The sequence below is a fragment of the Streptomyces sp. E11-3 genome (assembly GCF_046540415.1).
In the GTDB taxonomy this organism is placed as follows: domain Bacteria; phylum Actinomycetota; class Actinomycetes; order Streptomycetales; family Streptomycetaceae; genus Streptomyces.
The window spans coordinates 1,066,354-1,088,518 of the sequence record NZ_JAZGRL010000002.1 but is presented as its reverse complement, the minus strand read 5'-3'; the positions used below and the strand labels follow the sequence as shown (position 1 = coordinate 1,088,518).

General features: G+C 71.7%; 20 protein-coding genes, 1 pseudogene and 1 riboswitch. Of the genes and pseudogenes, 11 read left to right on the top strand and 10 right to left on the bottom strand.

The window, feature by feature from the left end; translation table 11 throughout:
• From U9R90_RS23840 to U9R90_RS23810, 7 genes and pseudogenes are all read right to left on the bottom strand, one after another.
• A partial coding sequence (locus tag U9R90_RS23840) for an ATP-binding protein (RefSeq protein WP_411058694.1) occupies positions 1-1,078 on the bottom strand: 1,078 nt, incomplete at its 3' end.
• Positions 1,079-1,223: 145 nt separating this feature from the next.
• Positions 1,224-4,871: a cobaltochelatase subunit CobN gene (gene cobN / locus U9R90_RS23835; RefSeq protein ID WP_411058693.1), complete on the bottom strand. Its 3,648-nt coding sequence runs from the start codon at positions 4,869-4,871 to the stop codon at positions 1,224-1,226.
• Positions 4,868-6,439: pseudogene (locus U9R90_RS23830) on the bottom strand (cobyric acid synthase). Before U9R90_RS23830 ends, cobN begins: the two are co-directional and overlap by 4 nt.
• Positions 6,436-7,404, bottom strand: a complete 969-nt coding sequence (locus U9R90_RS23825; protein WP_411058692.1) for a cobalamin biosynthesis protein — start codon at positions 7,402-7,404, stop codon at positions 6,436-6,438. Before U9R90_RS23825 ends, U9R90_RS23830 begins: the two are co-directional and overlap by 4 nt.
• Positions 7,405-7,586: 182 nt before the next feature.
• A riboswitch (cobalamin riboswitch) is annotated at positions 7,587-7,721 on the bottom strand.
• 230 nt (positions 7,722-7,951) lie between these two features.
• Positions 7,952-8,173: a hypothetical protein gene (locus U9R90_RS23820; protein ID WP_411058691.1), complete on the bottom strand. Its 222-nt coding sequence runs from the start codon at positions 8,171-8,173 to the stop codon at positions 7,952-7,954.
• 38 nt (positions 8,174-8,211) lie between these two features.
• The gene (locus U9R90_RS23815; RefSeq protein WP_411058690.1) at positions 8,212-9,522 is read right to left on the bottom strand and encodes an anion permease; all 1,311 of its coding nucleotides are present in this window, start codon (positions 9,520-9,522) and stop codon (positions 8,212-8,214) included.
• A 166-nt stretch (positions 9,523-9,688) separates the two neighbouring features.
• Positions 9,689-10,453 (bottom strand): lysozyme, encoded by a 765-nt coding sequence (locus U9R90_RS23810; RefSeq protein ID WP_411058689.1) that lies wholly within the window; start codon positions 10,451-10,453, stop codon positions 9,689-9,691.
• Between the two features lie 175 nt (positions 10,454-10,628).
• On the opposite strand from U9R90_RS23810, the gene U9R90_RS23805 reads away from it, so the two are divergent.
• The 3 genes from U9R90_RS23805 to U9R90_RS23795 all read left to right on the top strand — a co-directional run bounded on the left by U9R90_RS23805 (position 10,629) and on the right by U9R90_RS23795 (position 14,037).
• A complete protein-coding gene (locus U9R90_RS23805; protein WP_411058688.1) occupies positions 10,629-11,318 on the top strand; it encodes a class II aldolase/adducin family protein in 690 nt (229 codons plus the stop codon).
• A gap of 72 nt (positions 11,319-11,390) precedes the next feature.
• Positions 11,391-12,518 (top strand): alpha/beta hydrolase, encoded by a 1,128-nt coding sequence (locus U9R90_RS23800; protein ID WP_411058687.1) that lies wholly within the window; start codon positions 11,391-11,393, stop codon positions 12,516-12,518.
• A 256-nt stretch (positions 12,519-12,774) separates the two neighbouring features.
• Positions 12,775-14,037: a hypothetical protein gene (locus U9R90_RS23795; protein ID WP_411059786.1), complete on the top strand. Its 1,263-nt coding sequence runs from the start codon at positions 12,775-12,777 to the stop codon at positions 14,035-14,037.
• 74 nt (positions 14,038-14,111) lie between these two features.
• Here U9R90_RS23795 and U9R90_RS23790 read toward each other — a convergent pair whose 3' ends face one another.
• Complete coding sequence (locus tag U9R90_RS23790; protein WP_411058686.1) at positions 14,112-14,513, bottom strand: VOC family protein; 402 nt, start codon at positions 14,511-14,513, stop codon at positions 14,112-14,114.
• 108 nt (positions 14,514-14,621) lie between these two features.
• Positions 14,622-15,512: a neutral zinc metallopeptidase gene (locus tag U9R90_RS23785; RefSeq protein ID WP_411058685.1), complete on the bottom strand. Its 891-nt coding sequence runs from the start codon at positions 15,510-15,512 to the stop codon at positions 14,622-14,624.
• Between the two features lie 256 nt (positions 15,513-15,768).
• Here U9R90_RS23785 and U9R90_RS23780 point away from each other — a divergent pair, with 256 nt between their 5' ends.
• The 3 genes from U9R90_RS23780 (at position 15,769) to U9R90_RS23770 (ending at position 18,862) form a co-directional block, all read left to right on the top strand.
• On the top strand, positions 15,769-17,367 hold the full coding sequence (locus tag U9R90_RS23780; RefSeq protein ID WP_411058684.1) for an ABC-F family ATP-binding cassette domain-containing protein: 1,599 nt from the start codon (positions 15,769-15,771) through the stop codon (positions 17,365-17,367).
• Between the two features lie 361 nt (positions 17,368-17,728).
• A complete protein-coding gene (locus U9R90_RS23775; RefSeq protein WP_005319113.1) occupies positions 17,729-17,950 on the top strand; it encodes a helix-turn-helix domain-containing protein in 222 nt (73 codons plus the stop codon).
• Between the two features lie 108 nt (positions 17,951-18,058).
• Complete coding sequence (locus U9R90_RS23770) at positions 18,059-18,862, top strand: enoyl-CoA hydratase/isomerase family protein (RefSeq protein WP_411058683.1); 804 nt, start codon at positions 18,059-18,061, stop codon at positions 18,860-18,862.
• 121 nt (positions 18,863-18,983) lie between these two features.
• Here the strand turns inward: U9R90_RS23770 and U9R90_RS23765 are convergent, their stop codons facing one another.
• On the bottom strand, positions 18,984-19,733 hold the full coding sequence (locus U9R90_RS23765) for a nucleopolyhedrovirus P10 family protein (RefSeq protein WP_411058682.1): 750 nt from the start codon (positions 19,731-19,733) through the stop codon (positions 18,984-18,986).
• A 97-nt stretch (positions 19,734-19,830) separates the two neighbouring features.
• Here U9R90_RS23765 and U9R90_RS23760 point away from each other — a divergent pair, with 97 nt between their 5' ends.
• The 5 genes from U9R90_RS23760 to amaP are packed head-to-tail and all read left to right on the top strand — an operon-like array spanning position 19,831 to position 22,160.
• A complete protein-coding gene (locus U9R90_RS23760) occupies positions 19,831-20,319 on the top strand; it encodes an Asp23/Gls24 family envelope stress response protein (RefSeq protein WP_411058681.1) in 489 nt (162 codons plus the stop codon).
• Between the two features lie 34 nt (positions 20,320-20,353).
• Positions 20,354-20,551 (top strand): hypothetical protein, encoded by a 198-nt coding sequence (locus tag U9R90_RS23755; protein WP_411058680.1) that lies wholly within the window; start codon positions 20,354-20,356, stop codon positions 20,549-20,551.
• Complete coding sequence (locus tag U9R90_RS23750; protein WP_411058679.1) at positions 20,551-20,901, top strand: hypothetical protein; 351 nt, start codon at positions 20,551-20,553, stop codon at positions 20,899-20,901. Before U9R90_RS23755 ends, U9R90_RS23750 begins: the two co-directional genes overlap by 1 nt.
• On the top strand, positions 20,898-21,578 hold the full coding sequence (locus tag U9R90_RS23745) for a DUF6286 domain-containing protein (RefSeq protein WP_411058678.1): 681 nt from the start codon (positions 20,898-20,900) through the stop codon (positions 21,576-21,578). Before U9R90_RS23750 ends, U9R90_RS23745 begins: the two co-directional genes overlap by 4 nt.
• Before the next feature lie 3 nt (positions 21,579-21,581).
• Positions 21,582-22,160, top strand: coding sequence for an alkaline shock response membrane anchor protein AmaP (amaP, locus tag U9R90_RS23740; RefSeq protein WP_411058677.1), 579 nt, complete (start codon positions 21,582-21,584; stop codon positions 22,158-22,160).
• Positions 22,161-22,165 lie beyond the last annotated feature (5 nt).

The following is a 22,165-nucleotide window of genomic DNA, read 5'->3' as shown; positions in this document are numbered from 1 at the left end:
CCCCGGGACCCCCGCCGTCCGGATCGTCATCCCCGCCATCGCCGTCGCTGTCGCCGTCCTCCTGCTGACCGGCGAACTCCTCCAACGTCTCGTCGAGCTTGTCCTCGTCGAGCCCCGGAGCGTCGAACGGATTGCGCCGCCGCCGGTGCGGCAGCGCGAGCAGCGCCGCCTGCCGTACGTCCTCGGCCAGCACGTCACCGCGCCCTGCCCAGGCGGCCAGCGCGGTAGCCGTACGCGCCATCACGATGTCCGCGCGCATCCCGTCCACCTCGAAGGCGGCACAGGTCGCCGCGATCTGCCGCAGCGCGGCGTCCCCGAGCCGCACCGAGGGCAGCAGCGCACGCGCCGCCACGATGCGCGCCCGCAGCGCGCCCTCCTCGTCCGCCCAGCGGGCGGCGAACGCGGCCGGGTCGTCGTCGTAGGCCAGCCGCCGCCGCACCACCTCGACCCGCTGGTCGGGCTCCCGCGACGCGGCGACCTCGACGGTCAGCCCGAACCGGTCGAGCAACTGCGGCCGCAACTCACCCTCTTCGGGGTTCATCGTGCCGACGAGCAGAAACCGCGAGGCATGCCGTACGGACACACCCTCGCGCTCCACGTACGAGGCGCCCATGGCGGCGGCGTCGAGCAGCAGGTCGACCAGGTGGTCGTGCAGCAGGTTGACCTCGTCCACGTACAGCACACCGCGGTGCGCGTCCGCGAGCAGCCCCGGCTCGAAGGCCTTCACACCCTCGGCGAGCGCCCGCTCGATGTCGAGCGCCCCGACCAGCCGGTCCTCGGACGCTCCGACGGGCAGTTCCACCATGCGCGCGGGCCTGGCATCCTGCCCGGCGGCTTCGTGCGGCCCGTCCGGGCACGCGGGGTCCGGGGCGGCCGGATCGCAGGAGAACCGGCACCCGGGAACCACGGCGACTTCGGGCATGAGCGCGGAAAGCGCCCGCACGGCGGTGGACTTGGCGGTGCCCTTCTCCCCACGTACGAGCACCCCGCCCACGGCAGGCGACACGGCATTGAGCAACAGCCCAAGCCGCAGATCGTCCTGCCCGACGATGGCGGTAAAGGGATAGGGCGTACTCACGAGAAAGCCTCCACTGTCAGCGCATTCAGCCCGTCCGGCCAACCCAGCCCGTCCGGCGTTTGAGGACAAACGGGGTCTGGGGTGGAGCCCCAGTTACGGGAAGGGGCGGGATTGGGGAAGAAGACCGCTGTAACCTCAGCCCCCCTCACTCGTCCCCCTCCAAGTCACCCTCAAGTTCCAGGTACGTGGCCCGCAGCCGCTCCAACGTCGAAGCGTCCGGCTCAGCCCACAGCCCCCGCTCAGCCGCTTCCAGCAGCCGCTCGGTAATCCCCCGCAGCGCCCAGGGATTGGACTTCCCCATGAACTCCCGGTTCTCCGGGTCGAACACGTACTCCGCCGAGAGCTTCTCGTACATCCAGTCGTCAACCACGCCCGCCGTCGCGTCGTACCCGAACAGGTAGTCCACGGTCGCGGCCATTTCGAAAGCCCCCTTGTACCCGTGCCGCCGCATCGCCGCCATCCAGCGCGGATTGACCACCCGGGCCCGGAACACCCGGTGCGTCTCCTCACCGAGCGTCCGTGTCTTCACCTGCTCGGGAACGGCCGAGTCACCCACATATGCCTCAGGTGAGGCCCCGGTCAGATGGCGCACCATCGCGACCATGCCCCCGTGGTACTGGAAGTAGTCGTCCGCATCGACCAGATCATGCTCACGCGTGTCGACGTTCTTCGCCGCCACGGCAATCCGCCGAAACGCCGTCTCCATATCCCCACGCGCGGCCCGCCCCTCAAGCCCACGCCCGTACGCGTAGCCGCCCCACACCGCGTACACCTCGGCGAGATCCGCGTCGCTACGCCAGTTCCGCGCGTCGATCAACGGCAGCAGCCCGGCCCCGTAAGCCCCAGGCTTGGAGCCGAAGATACGAGCAGTGGCCCGCCGCCGGTCACCGTGCTCCGCGGTGTCCTCGTCGGCGTGCGCCTTCACGAAGTTCCGCGCGGGGTCCTCGTCCAGCTCGGCCACCGCCCGTACCGCGTCATCGATCAGCCCGACGACATGCGGGAACGCGTCCCGGAAGAACCCGGAGATCCGCACGGTCACGTCGATACGCGGCCGCCCCAACTCCTCGACCGGCACCACCTCGAAGCCGGTCACCCGCCGCGACGCGTCATCCCACACCGGGCGGCATCCGAGCAGCGCCAGGATCTCCGCGATGTCGTCGCCCTGGGTGCGCATCGCCGACGTACCCCACACGGTCAGCCCGACCGACTTCGGGTAGTCGCCGGTGTCCTGGAGGTAGCGCGCCACCAGTGAGTCGGCGAGCGCCTGCCCGACCTCCCACGACAGCCGGGACGGAATCGCCTTCGGGTCGACGGAGTAGAAGTTCCGCCCCGTCGGAAGCACGTTGACCAGGCCACGGGTCGGCGATCCTGACGGCCCCGCCGGGACGTAACCACCGTCCAGGGCCCGCAGAATGTGCCCGATCTCGTCCGTCGTACGGGCAAGCCGCGGCACGACCTCCTCGCACGCGAAGCCGAGCACGGCCACCGCGTCCGGCAGGTCGACGCCGACCACCTCACGCACCAGCCCACGCACCGCGGTGAGGTCCCAGCCGCGCTCCTCCATGCCTTCGGCGAGCCGTCGGCACAGCTGCTCCAGCAGGTCGATGGCGTCCGAGCCGGTCCGCGCCGGCCCGTCGACGAGAGCCGTCAGCCCGTCCGCGACCTTGACCGCCGCGCCCGGCTCCGCCAGCAGCGCCTTCTCATCGAGCCCGAAGTGCTCGGCCAGACAGGCCCGCAGCCCCGGCAGCGCATTGGCGGCGCCACCCCACACCTGCGAGGCGCGCAGCACCGCCAGTACGAGGTTCACCCGCGCCTCACCGACCGGACCGCCACCCAGCACATGCAGCCCGTCCCGGATCTGCACGTCCTTGATCTCGCACAGATAGCCGTCGATGTGCATGACGAACTCGTCAAAGTCGTCGTCGTCCGGCTGATCGGCGACGTGCAGGTCGTGGTGCAGTTCGGCCGCCTTCACCAGCGTCCAGATCTGCGCCCGTACGGCCGGGGCCTTGGTCGGGTCGAGATCGCTGACCAGGGCGTACTCATCGAGGAGTTGCTCCAGCTTGGCCAGGTCGCCGTACGTGTCGGCGCGCGCCATCGGCGGCACCAGGTGGTCCACCACCGTGGCGTGGCCGCGGCGCTTGGCCTGGGTGCCCTCGCCCGGGTCGTTGACGATGAACGGGTAGATCAGCGGCAGGTCCCCGAGCACCGCGTCCGGTGCGCAACCGCCGCTCAGGCCGAGGCCCTTGCCGGGCAGCCACTCCATGGTGCCGTGCTTGCCCATGTGCACGATCGCGTCCGCGCCGAAGGACAGCTCCAGCCAGCGGTAGGCGGCCATGTAGTGGTGCGACGGCGGCATGTCTGGGTCGTGGTAGATCGCGATGGGGTTCTCGCCGAAGCCGCGCGGCGGCTGGATCATCACCACGACGTTCCCGAACTGCAGGGAGGCGAGCACGATGTCGTCGCCGTCCACGTACAGCGAGCCGGGCGGCTCACCCCACGCCTCCAGCATTCCGTCACGCAGCTCGGGGTCCAACGTGCTGAACCACGCCTGGTAGTCGGCGAGCGGCACGCGCGCGGGGGCGGCTGCCAGTTGCTCCTCGGTGAGCCACTCCACGTCGTGGCCACCGGCGTTGATGAGGCGGTGGATCAGCTCGTCGCCGTTGTCGGGGTGGCCGTCGACGCCGTACCCCGCGTCGCGCAGCGCGTCCAGGACCCGTACGGCCGACGCGGGCGTGTCCAGGCCGACCGCGTTGCCGACGCGGGAGTGCTTGGTCGGGTAGGCGGTGAAGACCAGCGCGAGCTTCTTCTCCGCGTTCGGCTTGTGCTTCAACTGGGCGTGCCGTACGGCGATTCCGGCGACCCGCGCGGCCCGCTCAGGGTCGGCCGCGTACACCGGGACGTCGTCCGGGCCCTGCTCCTTGAAGGAGAACGGGACCGTGATCAGCCGCCCGTCGAACTCGGGGATGGCGACCTGCATCGCCGCGTCCATGGGGGACAGGGCGGCGTCGGAGGCCTCCCAGGCCGCCCTGGACGAGGTCAGACACAGGCCCTGCAGCACAGGGGTGTTCAGCTCGGCGAGCGCCCCGATGTCCCAGGCCTCGTCGTCGCCGCCCGCCGACGCGTCCGACGCGTGCGTGCCGCCCGCCGCGAGCACCGTGGCGACGAGCGCGTCCGTCTGCCCGAGGATCTCGTACAGCCCGGCATCGGCGCCGCGCAGCGAACCGCAGTACACCGGCAGAGCGTTGGCGCCGCGCGCCTCGATCGCCTCGCAGAGGGTGTCCACGAAGGCGGTGTTCCCGGACAGCTCGTGCGCCCGGTAGAACAGCACACCCACGGTGGGACGGCCCGCCACGCGCGCGTAGGCGCCGTGCACCCCGAACTCCGGCATCTTCTGCGGCTCGGCGAAGCCCTGACCGGTCAGCAGCACCGTGTCGGACAGGAACCGGGCCAGCTCGACGAAGTTCCCCGCTCCGCCCTCGACGAGATAGCGCAGCGCCTCGGCGACCACACCCGCGGGCACCGACGACTCGGCCATCAGCTCCGCGTCGGGCACCGACTCGCCACCGAGCAGCACGGTCGGGACACCGGACGCCTTGAGCGCGGCGAGCCCGTCCTCCCAGGCGCGCTTGCCACCAAGGAGGCGTACGACGGCGATCTCGGCCCCGTCGAGCAGCGCGGGCAGTTCGGTCGCGACGTCGATCCGGGTCGGGTTGCCGATCCGGTACGGCGCGCCCGACGCGCGGGCCGCCAGCAGATCCGTATCGGCGGTGGACAGAAGCAGGACGGTCATGAAGGTGCCCCCGGGGCGATGAACGGGAGACCGGACGGAGCGCCGGTCTCGATCAGGCTGAGCAGCGCACTGGTGTCCGCGTGTTCTTCGATGAGGTCGCCGAGCCGGTCGAGCTGCTCCTCGCGCAGCGCGGCGAACGAGGTGTCGGGCGCGGGCACGAAACGGCGCCCTGCGGCGGCCGCGACCACGCGCAGGAAGGCGCGCCGGAACCCGTCGCTCTCCAGCGACCCGTGCCAGTGCGTCCCCCACACGGAGCCGACCCGGCAGCCGTCCAGGAAGGACTCGCCGCCCTCCACCCGAGCGGCACCGTGATGGATCTCGTAGCCCTCGACCCGCTCGCCCAGCGCCTGGCCGACCGGCCTGGCGAGGGTCTTCTCACGCGCGAACGTGACCCGGACCGGCAGCAGTCCGAGCCCCTCGACAGCGCCCGCGCGGGACTCGACCTCGTCCTCGATGTGCTCGCCGAGCACCTGGAAGCCGCCGCAGATTCCCAGCACCGGGCGGCCGTCGGCAGCCCTGCGCGCCAGCGCGTCCGCGAGACCGCGCTCCCTGAGCCACTCCAGGGCGCGCACCGTGCCCCGCGTGCCCGGCACCACGACCAGATCGGCGTCATGCAGCTCGTCGGGCCGGTCCACGAACCGCACCACCACGCCGGGTTCGGCGGCCAGCGCGTCCACATCGGTGAAGTTCGACATCAGCGGTACGGCGCACACGGCGACCCGCAGCACCTCGTCGCCGACCGGCGGAGCGACCACCGACTCGCGCACGGCGCCGCGCAGCGAGACCCGCAGCCCGTCCTCCTCGTCGATGCCGAGCCCGTGCGCGAACGGCAGCACACCGTACGTCCGCCGCCCGGTGAGCTGGCGCAGCATCTCCAGGCCCGGTTCGAGCAGGGACACATCGCCGCGGAACTTGTTGACCAGATACCCGGCGACCAGCTCCTGGTCGGTGCCGCTGAGCAGCGCCGTCGTACCGAAGAAGGACGCGAAGACGCCACCGCGGTCGATGTCCCCGACCACCACCACCGGGAACCGGGCCGCCCGCGCGATCCCCATGTTCACGATGTCGGTACGCCGCAGATTGATCTCGGCGGGACTGCCCGCGCCCTCACAGATCACCGCGTCGTACGAGCTCCGCAGCTCCTCCAGGCACTCCACCACCGTGCCGAGCAGGGCTTCCTGACGGCCCCCGTGCAGCCCTCACCCGGGGGACGACCCCCCAGACCCCCCGAAGAACCCGCGCGCGCTCATCTCGCCCACCGGCTTGCCCATCAGGACGACCTGGCTGGAGCGGTCGCTGCCGGGCTTGAGCAGCACCGGGTTCATCAGCGCGGTGGGCTCGACACGGGCGGCCTGTGCCTGCATCGCCTGGGCGCGGCCGATCTCGGCGCCCTCGCGTGTGACGAACGAGTTCAGCGACATGTTCTGCGCCTTGAAGGGCGCGACGGACACGCCCTTGCGCGCCAGCCAGCGGCAGATGCCCGCGGTGACCACGCTCTTCCCGGCGTCCGACGTGGTCCCGGCGACCAGCAGCCCGCCCCCACGACCTGTCCGCGGTGTCGGCGTCACGATGCCCCTCCCCGTCGTCGCGTACGGCGGCGCAGCGCCGCCGCCCCGAGCCGCCCGGCTACGGACGCGCCCAGCGCCAGCGCGCCGACCCGCCGCGACAGCCGTACGGCCCGCTCGATGTCCCCGACCTCGATCGTCCGGCCCTCGGTGTTGAGTACCGGTCGGTGCTCGACCCGTCCGCCGTAGGACAGTGTTCCGCCGAGCCGCACGCCCAGCGCCCCGGCGAACGAGGCCTCCACCGGGCCCGCGTTGGGGCTCGGGTGCTTGCTCGCGTCGGCCCGCCAGGCGCGCAGCGCGCCGCGCGGGTCGCCGCCCGCGACGACTCCGAGGGCGGCGGTCAGGCGGGCACCCGGCCATCCGGCCACGTCGTCGAGGCGGGCCGAAGCCCACCCGTAGCGCCGGTACTTCGCCGACTTGTGGCCCACCATCGCGTCCAGGGTGTTCACGGCCCGGAATCCGACCAGGCCAGGCACGCCGCCGACGGCACCCCACACCAGCGCGCCGACCACGGCGTCCGAGGTGTTCTCGGCGACCGACTCGACGACGGCCCGCGCGATACCGGGACCGTCCAGCGCCTGCGGATCGCGCCCGCACAGGTGCGGCAGCCGCTCCCGGGCGACGTCGAGGTCCCCGGCCTCCAGCGCGGAGCCGACGGCCCGCGCCTCACGCCCCAAGGACGTACCGCCCAGGACGGCCCACGTCGTGGCGGCGGTCAGCGCGACAGAAGCGGCGGGGGAGTGGCGCAGGGCGCGCGAAGCCAGCGCGGCGGCGCCCAGGGCACCACCAGCGCACACCGTGGTGTGCAGGGCACCCCAGCCGCGGTGGTCACGCCACAGCAGGCGCTCGACGGAGCCCGCCGCACGGCCGAACGCGGCGACCGGATGGCCGCGGCGCGGATCGCCGAGCAGCAGATCGCCGAGCAGGCCCGCGGTGGCGCCGTACGCGAGAACACGATCGGCACGCACGGGGTCAGCCGGCCGATACGCCTCGAAGGACCTCTGGAGTGCGGTGAGTACCCCACGCACGGGTACTCAACAGGCTGGTACTCAACAGACTGGTACTCAACAAGATGTGTGACGGGCAGCCCGGCATCGCGCTTTGTCCTCACTCAGGGTCCGCGCCCTGGTTCGACGGAAAACGGCGACGTGAGTCTCCTGGCTCCCGGATACGCGCAGCTCCCCCGGCCTTCCAATCCGCAGCCGCGGACCGTGACTTCCGGTGTTGGGGGAGAGCTCCCCGGTGACAGTGGCGGGACCGCGCCGGATTCGCACCGGCTTCCTCTCCTGCCGCCGTATATGGCTCCGGCAGTCCACCACGGTCCCCGAACGCCCGTCAACTCGTCGTTGACCTGCACAGGGACTGTGTTACGAGGACCACTTCGAGGTGGCCTCGCGGGGTCGCGCCGAAGCATTGAGGGAGCGCACGGAAGCGGCGCCCGGCGACCGTGGTGAAGGTCGCGAGGCGCCGCTCGCGGAGTGCGCTGCCCCCGTCAGGAGGCGATCATGGTTCCCGTCAGGAAACGATCATGAAGATGCCGTACGCCACCGCCGCGGTGCAGGCGGCGAAGCAGGCGTACGCGCCTGTACGTGCCAGGGTCGCGGAGCCGCCCTGCTCGGCGGCCTCCTCCTGCTTGGAGAGGCCGATCATGCCCAGGGTGAAGAGGGCCACCAGGCCGACGGTCGCCACGAGGCTGACGCCGAAGACGGAGCCGAGGGCTTCCCAGTCGATGTCCATGCTGCTGTTTCCTTAACTCGGGCTCGAAGCCGTGCTCATCAGACCCGGGCGGGTCGCGTGTCGGCGTCCGACGCCGCCGCGGCCTGGGCCGGGATGGTGGTCAGGGCCTCGTCGGCCGTCTCTGCGGCCGCCTCCGCGGCTTCGGCCGCGGCGGTCGGCGGCGGGACGACCGCCGCGATCGCGTTGGTCACGACACCCGCGGGCTCGGCCTCGCCCGAGGCGGAAGCGGAGGCGGCGGGGGCGTTCTCGTCGACCTCGTTGACGTTGGTGTGGTCGATGACCTGGCGGCGCGAGATAAACCAGATCGCGGCACAGGAACCGATCAGGAAGGCGACGACGACGGCGACGCCCCAGTCACCCTGCCGGGCGACGAACTCCGCCAGCGCGGCGACCAGACCGGCGGCCGGCAGGGTCAGACCCCAGGCCACGAACATCCGGGTCGCGGTCGACCAGCGGACCACACCGCCCTTGCGGCCGAGGCCCGCGCCCATCACGGCGCCGGAGCAGGAGTGTGTGGTCGACAGCGAGAAGCCGAGGTTCGACGAGGACAGGATGACCACGGCCGCACTGGTCTGGGCGGCGAAGCCCTGCTGCGGCTGGAGGTCGGTGAGGCCCTTGCCCATGGTGCGGATGATGCGCCAGCCGCCCAGGTAGGTACCGAGCGCGATCGCCATACCGGCGGAGACGATCACCCAGACCGGCGGGTTGGAGCCGGGCGCGAGAGCGCCGCCAGCGACCAGCGCCAGGGTGATGATGCCCATCGTCTTCTGGGCGTCGTTGGTGCCGTGCGCCAGCGAGACCAGGCCGGCGGAGGCGATCTGGCCGCCGCGGTAGCCCTTCGCCGAGGTCTTCGCGCTGACGTTCTTGCCGAGCTTGTACGTCAGCCGGGCGCCGATCATCGCGGCGATACCGGCGACCAGCGGGGCGGCGACGGCCGGGATCAGCACCTTGGTGACGACGACCCCGCCGTTGACACCGCTGATGCCGATGGACGCGATGGTGGCGCCGATCAGACCGCCCATGAGGGCGTGCGAGGAGCTGGAGGGCAGGCCGACCAGCCAGGTCACCAGGTTCCAGAGGATGGCACCGACGAGTGCCGCGAGGATCACCTCAGGTTGGATGCCGTCCTCCTGCACCAGCCCCTTGGAGATCGTCTTGGCGACCTCCACGGACAGGAAGGCTCCGACCAGGTTCAGCACGGCGGACATGGCCACCGCGGCTTTGGGCTTCATCGCGCCGGTCGAGATGGTCGTCGCCATCGCGTTGGCGGTGTCGTGGAAACCGTTCGTGAAATCGAACACGAGAGCTGTCACGATCACGATCGCTAGCAGCAGCGTGATGTGTTCCATTTACCCAGGCAATCGCTTGATGTCATTGGCTTGTGGAACGTAGGCAACCTGAGTGAACGGAAGGTGAACTGGGGTGGGCGCCACGGTTTACCTGAGCGGCGTGCGGCCGTTCCGCTTAGGCCGCGACGGCGGCGCCCGCGCCGGGATTGCCGGGATTGCGGGCCCGCTAGCTGCGGGCGAACCTCTTCAACTGCGCCTGGGAGCCGTTGAAGAGATTCTGATCACCCGGCAGCTTCCCCTTGTTGCTGTACTGCCAGAAGGTCGGATACGACCACCCCGCGGGCAGCCGCCCGGGCGACGAGTTGTAGCTGGCCAGCCACAGGGCGTGGTGGGTGCCGAAGGCGCGGCTGTTACCGGTGCATTTCTTCCACCAGTGCGCCGTCGTGTAGATCACCGGATGGCGGCCGGTCTGCCGCCTCACCTCGGCGCTGAAGGCGCTGATCCAGCCGACCATCTTCTTCTTGCTCAGCCCGTAGCACTTCTTCTTCTTGCTGTACGGGTTGTACTCGATGTCGAGCGCGGGCGGCAGCGTCCAGCCGTCGCCGCGCCACAGGCCGCCGTTCCGGACGAAGTACGCGGCCTGCTTCTTGCCGGACGACTTGTGCGGCACGGCGAAGTGGTACGCGCCGCGGATCAGTCCCTGCTCGCGCGAGCCGTCGTACTGCTGACGAAAGTACGGGTTCTTGTACGTATGCGACTCGGTCGCCTTCACGTACACGAACCGGGCGCCCTTGCTCTTCGCCTTGCGCCAGTTGACCTTCTTCTGGTGCGAGGAGACGTCGTGCCCCCGCGGCTTGGGCGCGGCGCCCGCGGGGGCCGCGGCGATGGCGGTGCCCGCGAGGGCGAGGGTCACGGCCGACGCTCCGATGGCGCGGGCGCGAGCGCGGGCGGCGCGGCTGGGGCGCCGGGACGGATGGTGATCACGAGCCATATTTCCCCCCGATGGCGACGTGCATGACAAATCACCCTGAGGCTAACCGAGATCCCCACTATGCCCGTCGATCTCCGGCCAATCGTTGGCACACGCCCATGTATGCCCATATGGAGGACTAAGGATTCCGAGGCTCCGCACCACGGGCGCGCCGCTCACCTGGCAGGATCGCCCCATGGATGGTCGAACAGGGGAACGGACCCGGGTGCCGTCGGACGGCGCGCTCGAACGGGCCTGGGCGGAGCTCGTGGCGACGGCCCGCAGGACGGCGACGGACGGCCTGGTCGTCGGCACCTCGGGCAATGTGTCGGTACGGGTCGGGGACATCGTCCTGGTCACCCCGAGCGGCGTGCCGTACGACCGGCTCGCGCCACACGACACGCTGGGCGTCGACCTGGAAGGGAAGAGAGTCCTCGGCTCACTCACCCCGACCAGCGAGCTGCCGCTGCACCTCGCGGTCTACCGCGCCACCTCCGCGGGCGCCGTGGTGCACACCCACGCGGTGCACGCCACGGCCGTCTCGACGCTGGTCTCGGAGCTGCCGCCGATCCACTACATGACCATGGCACTCGGCGGCCCCGTCCGTGTCGCCGAGTACGCCCTCTACGGGACCCCCGAATTGGCCGAGAACATGCTGCTCGCACTACGGGACCGCACCGGATGTCTGCTCCAGAACCACGGAACGGTCACATACGGAACCACCCTTGACCAGGCCTATGACCGCACAGCCCACCTTGAGTGGCTCTGCCACCTCTGGCTCACCGCGACCGCCATTCCGGGCCACACCCCGAAGACCCTCAGCCCCGACCAGCTCCAGGCCGTCGAGAATCAACTGCGGGACTACGGGCAGCAGCGCCGGGGGTGACCGGCCGGGTCGGATCCCCCTGAACGCTGCCGCCCGCTGGCCGGTACGCGCCCGGGCCCCGACACTGGAGCCGTGCGCCCTGCTAAAGCCACGGCCGCGGCCGTCTCCACCGTGCTAGGCGTCGGCGCGGCCCTGGTCGCGGCCGGCCGGTACGCCAGCGACATCGCCCTCAAGGCGCCCTCGGGGCGCCCACTGCCCACCGAGCCAGCGCTCACCGTGCACGCCACGGACACCGACCGGGTCGAGCTCACCCGCACCCTGGCCTCGATGCGCCCCGGCACCTACGGACTGAGCGGCGACGGCTGCCACGCGGTGGTCGGCCCCGTCCTCGACGGTGCGCCGCACCCCGCCGACACCGTGGTACGCCGCCTGGAACGGGTCACCCACGGCACCCTGGAGACCGGGGCAACGGTCTGGCTCACCCCGCAGACGTACCTCGGCAACCCGAGCACCGCGCTCGGTCTGGACCACGCCGACATCGACATCCCGGGCGAACTCGGCGGGCTGCCCGCCTGGTTCGTGCCCGCGGCCCGGGACACCTGGGTCATCACGGTCCACGGACTCGGCACCACGCGCGAGCACCCGATGGTCGTCATGGACTGCCTGCACCGCCTGCAGTTCCCGGTACTCGACCTCGCCTACCGCGGCGACCTCGGCGCCCCGCGCTCCCCGGACGGTCTCGGGCACCTCGGCGAGACCGAGTGGCGCGACCTGGACGCGGCCATCCGCTACGCCGTGCGCTACGGCGCCGAGCGCATCGTGCTGCACGGCTGGTCCACCGGCGCCGCGATGGCCCTGCACGCCGCCACGGAGTCGGCGCTGCGCGACCGGATCTGCGGCCTCGTCCTGGACTCCCCGGTACTCGACTGGGAGGCCACCCTGAGCGCGATCGCCCGCGCCCGCGGCATTCCGGCCGCGCTCCTGCCCCTCGCCGTCCGTGCGGCCCAGGGTCGCACCGGCCTACGTGGCGACCGCCTCACCCGAGCCGCCAACCCCGCCGCGCTCAAGATTCCGGTTCTCCTCTTCCACGGACCGGACGACGCCCTCGCGCCCTACCACCTCTCGCAAGCCCTGGCCGCCCGCCGCCCGGACCTGATCACCCTCCACACAGTCCACGACGCACCCCACGGCGCGTGCTGGAACGCGACCCCAGCCCCCTACGAGGAAGCCCTACGCCGCTTCCTCACCCCCCTGACCTGACCCCGCTGCCCTGACCCCGTGTCGGAGCGAGGGTGCTGCCCTCCGGGCTTGGTGAAACGGTGCACCCGTGGCGAGCGGTTGTGCCCACCCTCCCCCACTCTCGACTTCGCTCGAGCGGGAGGCGCCCCCCTCGCCCCAGCGGAACGAATGCCCACAACGGGGGGGGGACTGCTGCCCACAACGGGGGGCGACGCCAACGCGAGGAGACGCAACGGGGGGCGTAAGCNCCCGCACCGGCCTCGCCCCGGCGGCCGCGATCGCCCGCTGGGCCGACGCGACACGCCATCACGGCACCTCGGTGCACCCACTCGCCGGCGGCGCCCTGTCCGAGGAGGCCACCGAACGGGCCGCCACCGACCTGGACCTGACCCCCGAACAGGTACGCACCGACTGGGACACCGCACGCCTGGCCGGCCTGATCGAGGTACACGGCAGCACCGCCCGCCCCGGCTGGCGGCTGCGCGCCTGGGACCGCGACGACTCCGCCGTACTACGCGGCTGGGTCGCGCTGTTCGACGCCTGGTCGCTGGTCCACCCGGCACCCAGCGGCCTCGCCCCCGCCGCCGTCGCCGAAGTCATCGAAGCCGTACCGCAGTTGCTCTCCTTCCTGCAGCTCTCCGCGGGCCCGGTGCCGGTACCCCAGCTCCTGGACCTCCTTGAGCAGCGAGTCACCGAACTCCGCGAGGAACGCTGCGAAATCCCCGCCCCGCAGCCCGCCTCCGCACCACACACCTCCGCACCACACACCTCCGCACCACACACCCCCGCACCACACACCCCTGAACCCCGCGCCCAGACCGAGCTGCCCCCGCTGCTCGACTGGGCCCTGGGCGCCCTCGCCGCCGTCGGGGCGCTGACCCTGAGCCCGGGCCAGGCGACCCTCACCCCGCTCGGCAGCTGGGCGGTCTGGGTCAAGCTCGAGCAGATCATCGTCGCCGCACAGAGCCCCGCCGGGAACATCGAGCAGTCCGCCGACGCCATGCTCCGCGGCTGCGCCCGCCTGCGCCCCAACGCGGCCCGCGCCGAATACCGCGCCTGGCTCGCCGCCCGCCCCGCCAGCACCGCCGTCACCGAACTCCTGGACACCGCGCGCGGCGACGACGCCCTGCTGCGCGGCCTGGCCTTCGAGGCGCTCCGCGTCGTCGGAGCCCCCGCCGAGCCCGAGGTGCGGACCGCGGCACAGGACGCCTCCCTGCGCCCCTACGCCCTGATGTGGCTCGCCGAGCACGAGGGCGCCGACCCCGAGGAAGTCCACGCGGTCCTCACCCGCGACGAGGCCACCTGGCTCTGGATCGACACCGCCGCGGCCGTGGCCGACCACGGCGAGTCGGCACTGCTCGTACGCCACCTGGAATCCGCGGTCCAGCCCACCGTGCCCGCGCTGCTGCAGGAGGTACGGGCCGTCGGCCACCCACGCACCGTGCAGGTCCTGGTAGCCCTGGCCGCCGCGCACCCCGACCCGGCCCTGGCCAAGGCCGTACGCCGAGCCGCCTTCCAGGTGCACACAGGCGGCGCCTGACAACCGAGGGAGCCCAGGACCTCAGCCGCGCCTGACAACCCAGGGAACCCAGGCGCCGTCCGACGGACCGGGCCCTAGGACCCCGACAGCGGCGTATACGTCCCAAAGCTCCACACATTGCCCTCGGAGTCCCGGGCCATATAGTCCCGCGACCCGTAGTCCTGGTCCTTCGGGGGCATCAGGATCTCCACGCCGTGCTCCACGGCCTGCTTGTAGTGCGCGTCCACATCGTCCACATGGACGAACACGCCGGTCGGCCCCGAGTCCGCCATCGCCTTGGCGAACACGCCTTCGCGCCCCTTCGAACCCAGCATCACCACGCCGTTCCCGTAGGAGAGTTCGGCGTGCTCGACATAGCCGCCCTCGCTCTCGTACACGGCGGTCTCGGTGAAGCCGAAGGCCTCGGTGAGCAGACGGATCGCGGCCTTGGCGTCCGTGTACAGCACCGTCGGGCTGATGGTCGGCGACTGTGACATGACGATCACTCCTCCTCGGACTCAGCGCCGGATTCGGCGCGGAATGTGACCTGCTCCACAGTCTGGCACCGGGGTCTGACAACGCCCGCCCAACGCTCGCCCCGCACCTCACCGAAAGGTGTTGCACCGAGCCATGTCACCCGTACGGAACCCCTCGGAGAACCACCCCTGACGCTGCCGTGCCGAGCCGTGCGTCCAGGACTCCGGTGTGACCCGCCCCTGAAACCGCTCCTGAATCCGGTCGTCGCCGACCGCGGCCGCCGCGTCGAGCCCGTCCCGGACGTCGGCGTCGGTGAGCTCGGTGATCAGCGGCCTGCCGGTCGACCGGTCCGGGGTCGACGTCGCCTGCCGCGCCCACACCCCCGCGTAGCAGTCCGCCTGCAGCTCCACCTTCACCGCGTTGCTGTCCGCGCCCATGCGGCCGTCCTGGGAGCGCTTCAGGGTGCCCATCAGGTTCTGTACGTGGTGGCCGTACTCGTGCGCCACCACGTAGGCCTGCGCGAACGGGCCGCCACTGGAGCCGAACGTGGTCCGCAATTCCTGGAAGAACCCCAGGTCCAGATAGACCTTGTGGTCGCCAGGGCAGTAGAAGGGCCCGACCGCGGACGTGGCAGACCCACAGGCCGTGCCCACCCGCTGCGTGAAGAACACCGTCTGTGCGTCCGAGTAGCGGGCGCTGCGGCGCGGGAACTCCTGCCGCCAGAAGTCCTGCACGCTGTTGACCACCGCGACCATCCGGCAGTCATCCCTGGTGTTCGCGTCCCGCCCGGTCCGGCAGGTCTCGGCCACCTGTGCCTGATCCGACGACGACGCCATCGACTCGTCGCCGCCCGAGCTCAGCCCCAGGTTCTCCGGCCCGACACCGAGGAACAGCCCCAACAGCAGCACGATCACACCGACGAGCCCGCCCCCGACGGTCGCCCTGCCACCGGGAACCCGGCCGCCGCGCACATCCTTGACCGCGGACGTGTCCAGACCGGCGTCGTCGTCGAACCGCACGGGCGTACCACCCTCTGCTTCGCCTCCAGGCGACGGCCCCGCCGCCCTGCGCCGACTGTCGGCCACTTCATCCTGGTACGCCCCTTGGCGACGGGCGTGGGCACAGGGCCGAACGGGGGACGGGGCCCACCCGGAAAAAGGGGTTGCGACTGCCCGGTAGAATCGGCCGTATGGCCATTCTCCTCGCGCATTAGACGGCGCTGACCACCCGCCCGTCGCTGTCCGCCGTCCTTACATCCCGCCCTGGAGTCTGTCCGTGATCACCGCCACCGGCATCGAGCTGCGCGCCGGCGCCCGCATTCTTATCGACAACGCCTCTTTCCGCGTCGCCAAGGGCGACCGCATCGGCCTCGTCGGCCGTAACGGCGCCGGCAAGACCACCCTCACCAAGTGCCTCGCCGGCGAGGGCACCCCCGCCGGCGGCTCCATCAGCCGCGCCGGTGACGTCGGCTATCTGCCGCAGGACCCGCGCACCGGCGACCTCGACGTACTCGCCCGCGACCGCGTCCTGTCCGCCCGCGGCCTCGACGACCTGCTGCGCAAGATGCGTGAGAACGAAGAGCGTATGGCGAACGGCAAGGGCGCCACGCGCGAGAAGGCGATGAAGCGCTACGAGCGCCTGGAGACCGAGTTCCTCACCAAGGGCGGGTACGCGGCCGAGGCCGAGGCCGCCACGATCGCGGCCGCCCTGAAGCTGCCCGACCGGGTGCTCGGCCAGCCGCTGCACACCCTGTCCGGCGGTCAGCGCCGCCGTGTCGAGCTGGCCCGCATCCTGTTCTCGGACGCGGACATCATGCTGCTCGACGAGCCGACGAACCACCTCGACGCCGACTCGATCGTCTGGCTGCGGGACTACCTGAAGACGTTCCATGGTGGCTTCATCGTGATCTCCCACGATGTCGAGCTGGTCGAGACGGTCGTCAACAAGGTCTTCTACCTGGACGCCAACCGCTCGGTGATCGACGTCTACAACATGGGCTGGAAGCTCTACCAGCAGCAGCGCGAGGCGGACGAGAAGCGCCGCAAGCGCGAGCGGCAGAACGCCGAGAAGAAGGCGTCGGCGCTGAACTCGCAGGCGGACAAGATGCGCGCCAAGGCCACCAAGACGGTGGCCGCGCAGAACATGGCCCGCCGTGCCGAGCGGCTGCTCGCGGGCCTGGAGGACGTCCGCCAGGCCGACAAGGTCGCCAAGCTCCGCTTCCCCGAGCCGGCGCCCTGTGGCAAGACCCCGCTCACCGCCGAGGGCCTGTCCAAGTCGTACGGCTCGCTGGAGATCTTCACGGATGTCGACCTCGCCATCGACAAGGGCTCGCGGGTGGTCATCCTCGGCCTGAACGGCGCGGGCAAGACCACGCTGCTGCGCCTCCTCGGCGGGGTCGAGACGCCGGACACCGGTGAGGTCACCCCCGGCCACGGCCTCAAGCTCGGCTACTACGCGCAGGAGCACGAGACGCTCGACCCGGACCGTACGGTCCTGGAGAACATGCGCTCGGCCGCTCCCGACCTCGACCTCGTCGAGGTGCGCAAGACGCTCGGCTCCTTCCTGTTCTCCGGTGACGACGTCGACAAGCCCGCGGGGGTGCTCTCCGGCGGCGAGAAGACCCGTCTCGCGCTGGCGACGCTGGTCGTCTCGTCGGCCAACGTGCTGCTGCTCGACGAGCCCACCAATAACCTCGACCCGGCCAGCCGTGAGGAGATCCTCGGGGCGCTGCGCACGTACAAGGGCGCGGTCGTCCTGGTCACGCACGACGAGGGCGCGGTCGAGGCGCTGCAGCCGGAGCGGATCATTCTGCTGCCGGACGGCGTCGAGGACCTGTGGGGCGCCGACTACGCGGATCTCGTCGCGCTCGCGTGATCACACGTGTGATCCACGCGTGATCCACTCCGCCGTGATCCACTCGGTATGGATCATTCGGCTTACAGGTGATCCTTCATCTGAGTGAGCGTGCCTCGTACCGCGGTGTGTCGTACAGAGAATTCGCCGCTGTACACCGCGCGCGGCTCCGATCTCATCCGCCCCGCCGCTGACCAGGCGGTTCGCTCGCGAGCCGGGTCGGCGGCGGCCTCCGACAAGACCGGAAGAGGTCATTCCGCTCGTGAGGGAGTGCCGACCGGCGGCAAACCTTGTGGGACGGACCTTGCCGAATGGGTGGCCAGGAAGCCCGAGAGGGGTGATCATGAGAAGTCCAGAGCGCACTTCCCATGAGGAGGCACGGGTGGCCGAGACTCTGAAGAAGGGCAGCCGGGTAACCGGCGCCGCGCGCGACAAGCTCGCGGCAGACCTGAAGAAGAAGTACGACTCCGGTGCGAGCATCCGGGCGCTGGCCGAGGAAACCGGCCGCTCCTATGGATTCGTGCACCGGATGCTCAGCGAGTCCGGAGTCGTGCTGCGAGGACGCGGCGGGGCGACGCGGGGCAAGAAGGCCGCCTCGGCCTGACGGCAAGCGCACCGTCTCCGGTGGTGGCCACCCGGTCGGTCGGGTGATCGGCCGGGTGGTTACTGTGCAGTCACTTAACTGTCGCTGCAGTCCCATCGGAGGCGCCCCATGGCTTCGCTCGACCCCGACCTCGTAGCTGTACTCGACAAGGACGGCGTACGGCTCACCGTCGACGACGCGATCGCCACGGTGACCCTGACCAACCCGACCAAGCGCAACGCCCAAAGTCCTGCACTCTGGCGGGCGTTGACGGAGGCGGGAAGGTCACTGCCGGGCAGCGTCCGCGTCGTGGTGCTGCGCGGTGAGGGCAAGTCCTTCTCCGCGGGGCTCGACCGGCAGGCGTTCACGCCCGAAGGCTTCGACGGCGAGCCGTCGTTCATCGACCTGGCACGCGGTAGCGACGCCGACCTGGACGCGGCCATCGCCGAGTACCAGGAGGCTTTCACCTGGTGGCGGCGCAGCGACCTCGTCTCCGTCGCCGCGGTCCAGGGGCATGCGATCGGCGCGGGCTTCCAGCTCGCGCTCGCCTGTGACCTGCGCGTGGTCGCCGACGACGTGCAGTTCGCGATGCGCGAGACCAGCCTGGGCCTGGTCCCCGACCTCACCGGAACCCACCCCCTGGTGAGCCTGGTGGGGTACGCCAGGGCCCTGGAGATCTGCGCCACGGGCCGCTTCGTCCACGCCGACGAGGCGGGGCGCATCGGCCTGGCCAACCTCGTCGTGCCCGGCGCCGACCTGGACGCCTCGGTAAGCGACCTGACGGCCGCACTCCTTGCCGCGCCGCGCGACGCGGTAGTCGAGACCAAGGCCCTCCTCCAGGGCGCGGCCGCGCGCTCCTACGAGGACCAGCGCACCGCCGAACGAGCCGCCCAGGCCCGCCGCCTACGCGACCTGGCGGGCCTCGGCGACTAATTCCCTGTGGGCAATCGTTCCGCAGGGCGGAACGGGTGGGCACAACCCTCGCCACGGGGCACCCGTTCCACCAAGCCCGAGGGCAACACCCTCACGGCGGCACGGAGCCACGCCGCACCGATCAGCGGGCGGCACGGTCGACCGCCGTGACCAGGACGGTGACCGTCGGGCGGTCGGCGAGGGAGCTCGCCACCGCCCGACGCACCGCGACAGCCACCTCCAGCGCCCGGTGATCCGCGCGGACGGCCAGCTCGACCCGGAGATGGCGCCCGGGCGCGGACACGGCGGCGCCCCGGGGCGCACGGTCAGAGAAGTGCACCGCCCGCCCAAGCCCACCCAGCGCCCCCGTCAGCCGTGACACCCCCGGCACCGAATCGGCCGCCGTCGCCGCCCGCGCCTCATCACCCTCGCCGACCAGGGCCGCGGTCGCCGCCGTCGAGTCCGTATCGCCCTGCGGCGGCCGGGCCGGGTCGGCCTCAAGCAACCCCGTAACCCGCAGGTCAACCGCCGCGACCACCAGCCCGAGCCGCGCGTCCGCCGCCTCCGCCAGGACCGTACGCAGCCGGTCCGCCGCCACCGGGAGCGGCTCCGCCGCCGTCGCCGCGACGTCGGCCTCGATCCGCAGCGGCCCCGGCGGCAGCGCACTCGGCGGAGGCGGAACGGCGGGCTCCGGCGTGGTGGCGGCCGGATCGGCGAGGGCAAGACGCAGCACCCCCACCCGAACCCCGGGCACCTCCGCCGCCTCGTCGCGCAGCACGTCCGCGGCCGCGCGCTCCGTGATCCAGGCGCCGTCCGTGGCGCCCCCGAGCGGCAGCAGCCGCCCAAGGCCGAGTTGGTCACGTACCGCCTGGGTCCATCGGTCAGCCGTCATTTACCCAGCCTGCCGCATCCCCGGCGCGTAATGGGGCAAGCACACTTAGTGTGGGCGCAAGGAGCGGAACGTACCCGGACTGATGGGGATGAACGCTATGGGCGACACCGTAGAACGCAGCAAGTCCGAGGCCAGGGAGAAAGAACCGGCAGGCCTGGGCACCGAGCGCACCGGACCGGTCAAGCGCGGCGGCGGCGATCCCGCGACCCGAGGGCGTACCACCATCGCCGACGGCGTCGTGGAGAAGATCGCCGGGCTCGCGGCACGCGACGTGGTCGGTGTGCACGCGATGGGCAGCGGCATCTCCCGCACCTTCGGCGCCGTACGCGACCGCGTCCCCGGCGGCACCAAGTCCGTGTCGCGCGGCGTGAAGGCCGAGGTCGGCGAGGTCCAGACGGCACTCGACCTGGAGATCGTCGTCGACTACGGGGTATCGATCGCCGATGTGGCGCACGCCGTACGGGAGAACGTCATCGCGGCCGTCGAGCGCATGACGGGACTAGAGGTCGTCGAGGTCAACATCGCGGTCGGCGACGTCAAGCTGCCCGACGAGGAAGAAGACGAGCCGGAACCACGGCTCCAGTGAGCACCAGCGGAGCCACTGACGTGAGGAGCTCGGGATGAGTATGGCGGTGGTCGGCCTGCTGGCCGGCATGGGGCTCGGCTTCGCCGCGTACTTCGGCGGGTTCGGGGCGTTCCTGCTGGTGGCCGCGCTCGGCGCGCTCGGCTTCCTGGTCGGCCGGTACGTCGACGGCGACCTGGAACCAGGCGACCTGTTCCGCGGCCGCGGTGACACCCGCGGCGACCGGCGGCGGTAGTGGCGGCGACGCGCGTCGCGCCGGGCGAGCGCGGGGCGACCCGCATCGCCGACCGGGTCGTCGCGAAGATCGCCGCACGTGCGGCCCGCGAGGCGCTGCGCCGCGGCGTGCCCGAAGACGCCGACCTGCCGCAGGCCACGGTCGTCGTCCAGCACGGCTCCGCACGCGTGCGGATCAGCCTGGAGCTCGACTTCCCGTGCGACATCGGCGGCCAGTGCGGCGCCGTACGCCGCCAGGTCACCGAGCGGGTGAAGACCCTGGCCGGTATGGACGTGCCCGAGGTCGTGGTCCAGGTCGAGCGGCTGCACTCGGCGGCGACCCGCGCGGCGGCACTGGGGAGGACGCGATGAGCGCAGGCGACAACGGAGGGACCGGCGGCACCGAGCGGCTGCCGGTCGTCGAGCAGCCCACACAGAAGCTCGACCAGTCCGCATCCGCGGCGTCGTACACCCCGGTACTCGACGACGGCGACGGCGAGGACGCGCGCGGCGGCCGCCTGTGGTCCGCGCGCCGTATCCCCGCGGCCCTGGTGGCGCTGGTGGTACTCGGCGCGACCGGGCTGCTGCTGTACGACCTCGCGGCGGTACGCGCCGACCGCCCGGCCATGGGGTGGCGGCGCGGCCTCGCCACGGAACTCGCCGAGCGGCCACTCGACGACGTCTGGGTGCTGGTCGGGGCGGGCGCCGCGGGCGCCGTCGGGGTGTGGCTGCTCGTACTGGCGGCCACACCGGGGCGGCGCTCCCTGCTGGCGATGCGCGGCCCCGCCCCCGACCTGCGGGCCTGGCTGGACCGGGACGCCGCCGCGCTGGTGCTGCGGGACCGGGCCATGGAGGTGTCCGGGGTGCGGTCGGTGCGGGTGCGGGTGACGCGCTCCAGAGTCGAGGCGCGCGCCGTGTCCCACTTCCGGGCACTCGACGACGTACGCGCCGACCTGGACGCCGCGCTGAGCGAGGGCATCCGGGGGCTCGGCCTGGTGCACGGCCCTGCTCTGTCGGTGCGGGTCGCCCGGCCCCGGAAGAAGGGCTGAACGATGCTGAGGACCGTCAACCGCGTACTGCTCGGTCTGGTCGGCCTGGCGCTGCTCGTGCTGGGCGGCTCGGTGCTGGCCACCGGACTCGGGGCGCCGATGCCGTCCTGGTGGATGTACGACGGGCGCGGCGACGTTCTGCTGAGCGACGCGGACCGCGTGCGCTGGCGGGACGCCGGCTGGTGGTGGCCTGTGGTCTTCCTGGTACTCGCCGTCGTGATGCTGCTCATGCTGTGGTGGCTGCTGGTCCAGGCCCGCCGCGGCCGGCTGTTCGAGGTCCTGGTCGACAGCGGCGACGGGCAGGGTGCGCTGCTGCGGGGGCGGGCGCTGGAACGGGTGATGGTGGACGAGGCCGAAGTCCTGGAAGGCGTACAGCGGGCGCATGTCACGCTCACCGGCAGACGCAGCACGCCCGAGGCCCGCGTAGACCTCCTCCTGGAGGCGCACGCGGAACCCGCTCAGGCGCTGGACCGGCTGGCCACCGACTCGGTGGCACGGGCCCGCGACTCGGCGGGCCTGGCCCGGCTCCCGGCCGAGGTCCGGATGCGGGCGGCCAGGCATCGGGCGCAACGCGTGAGTTGAGCCGG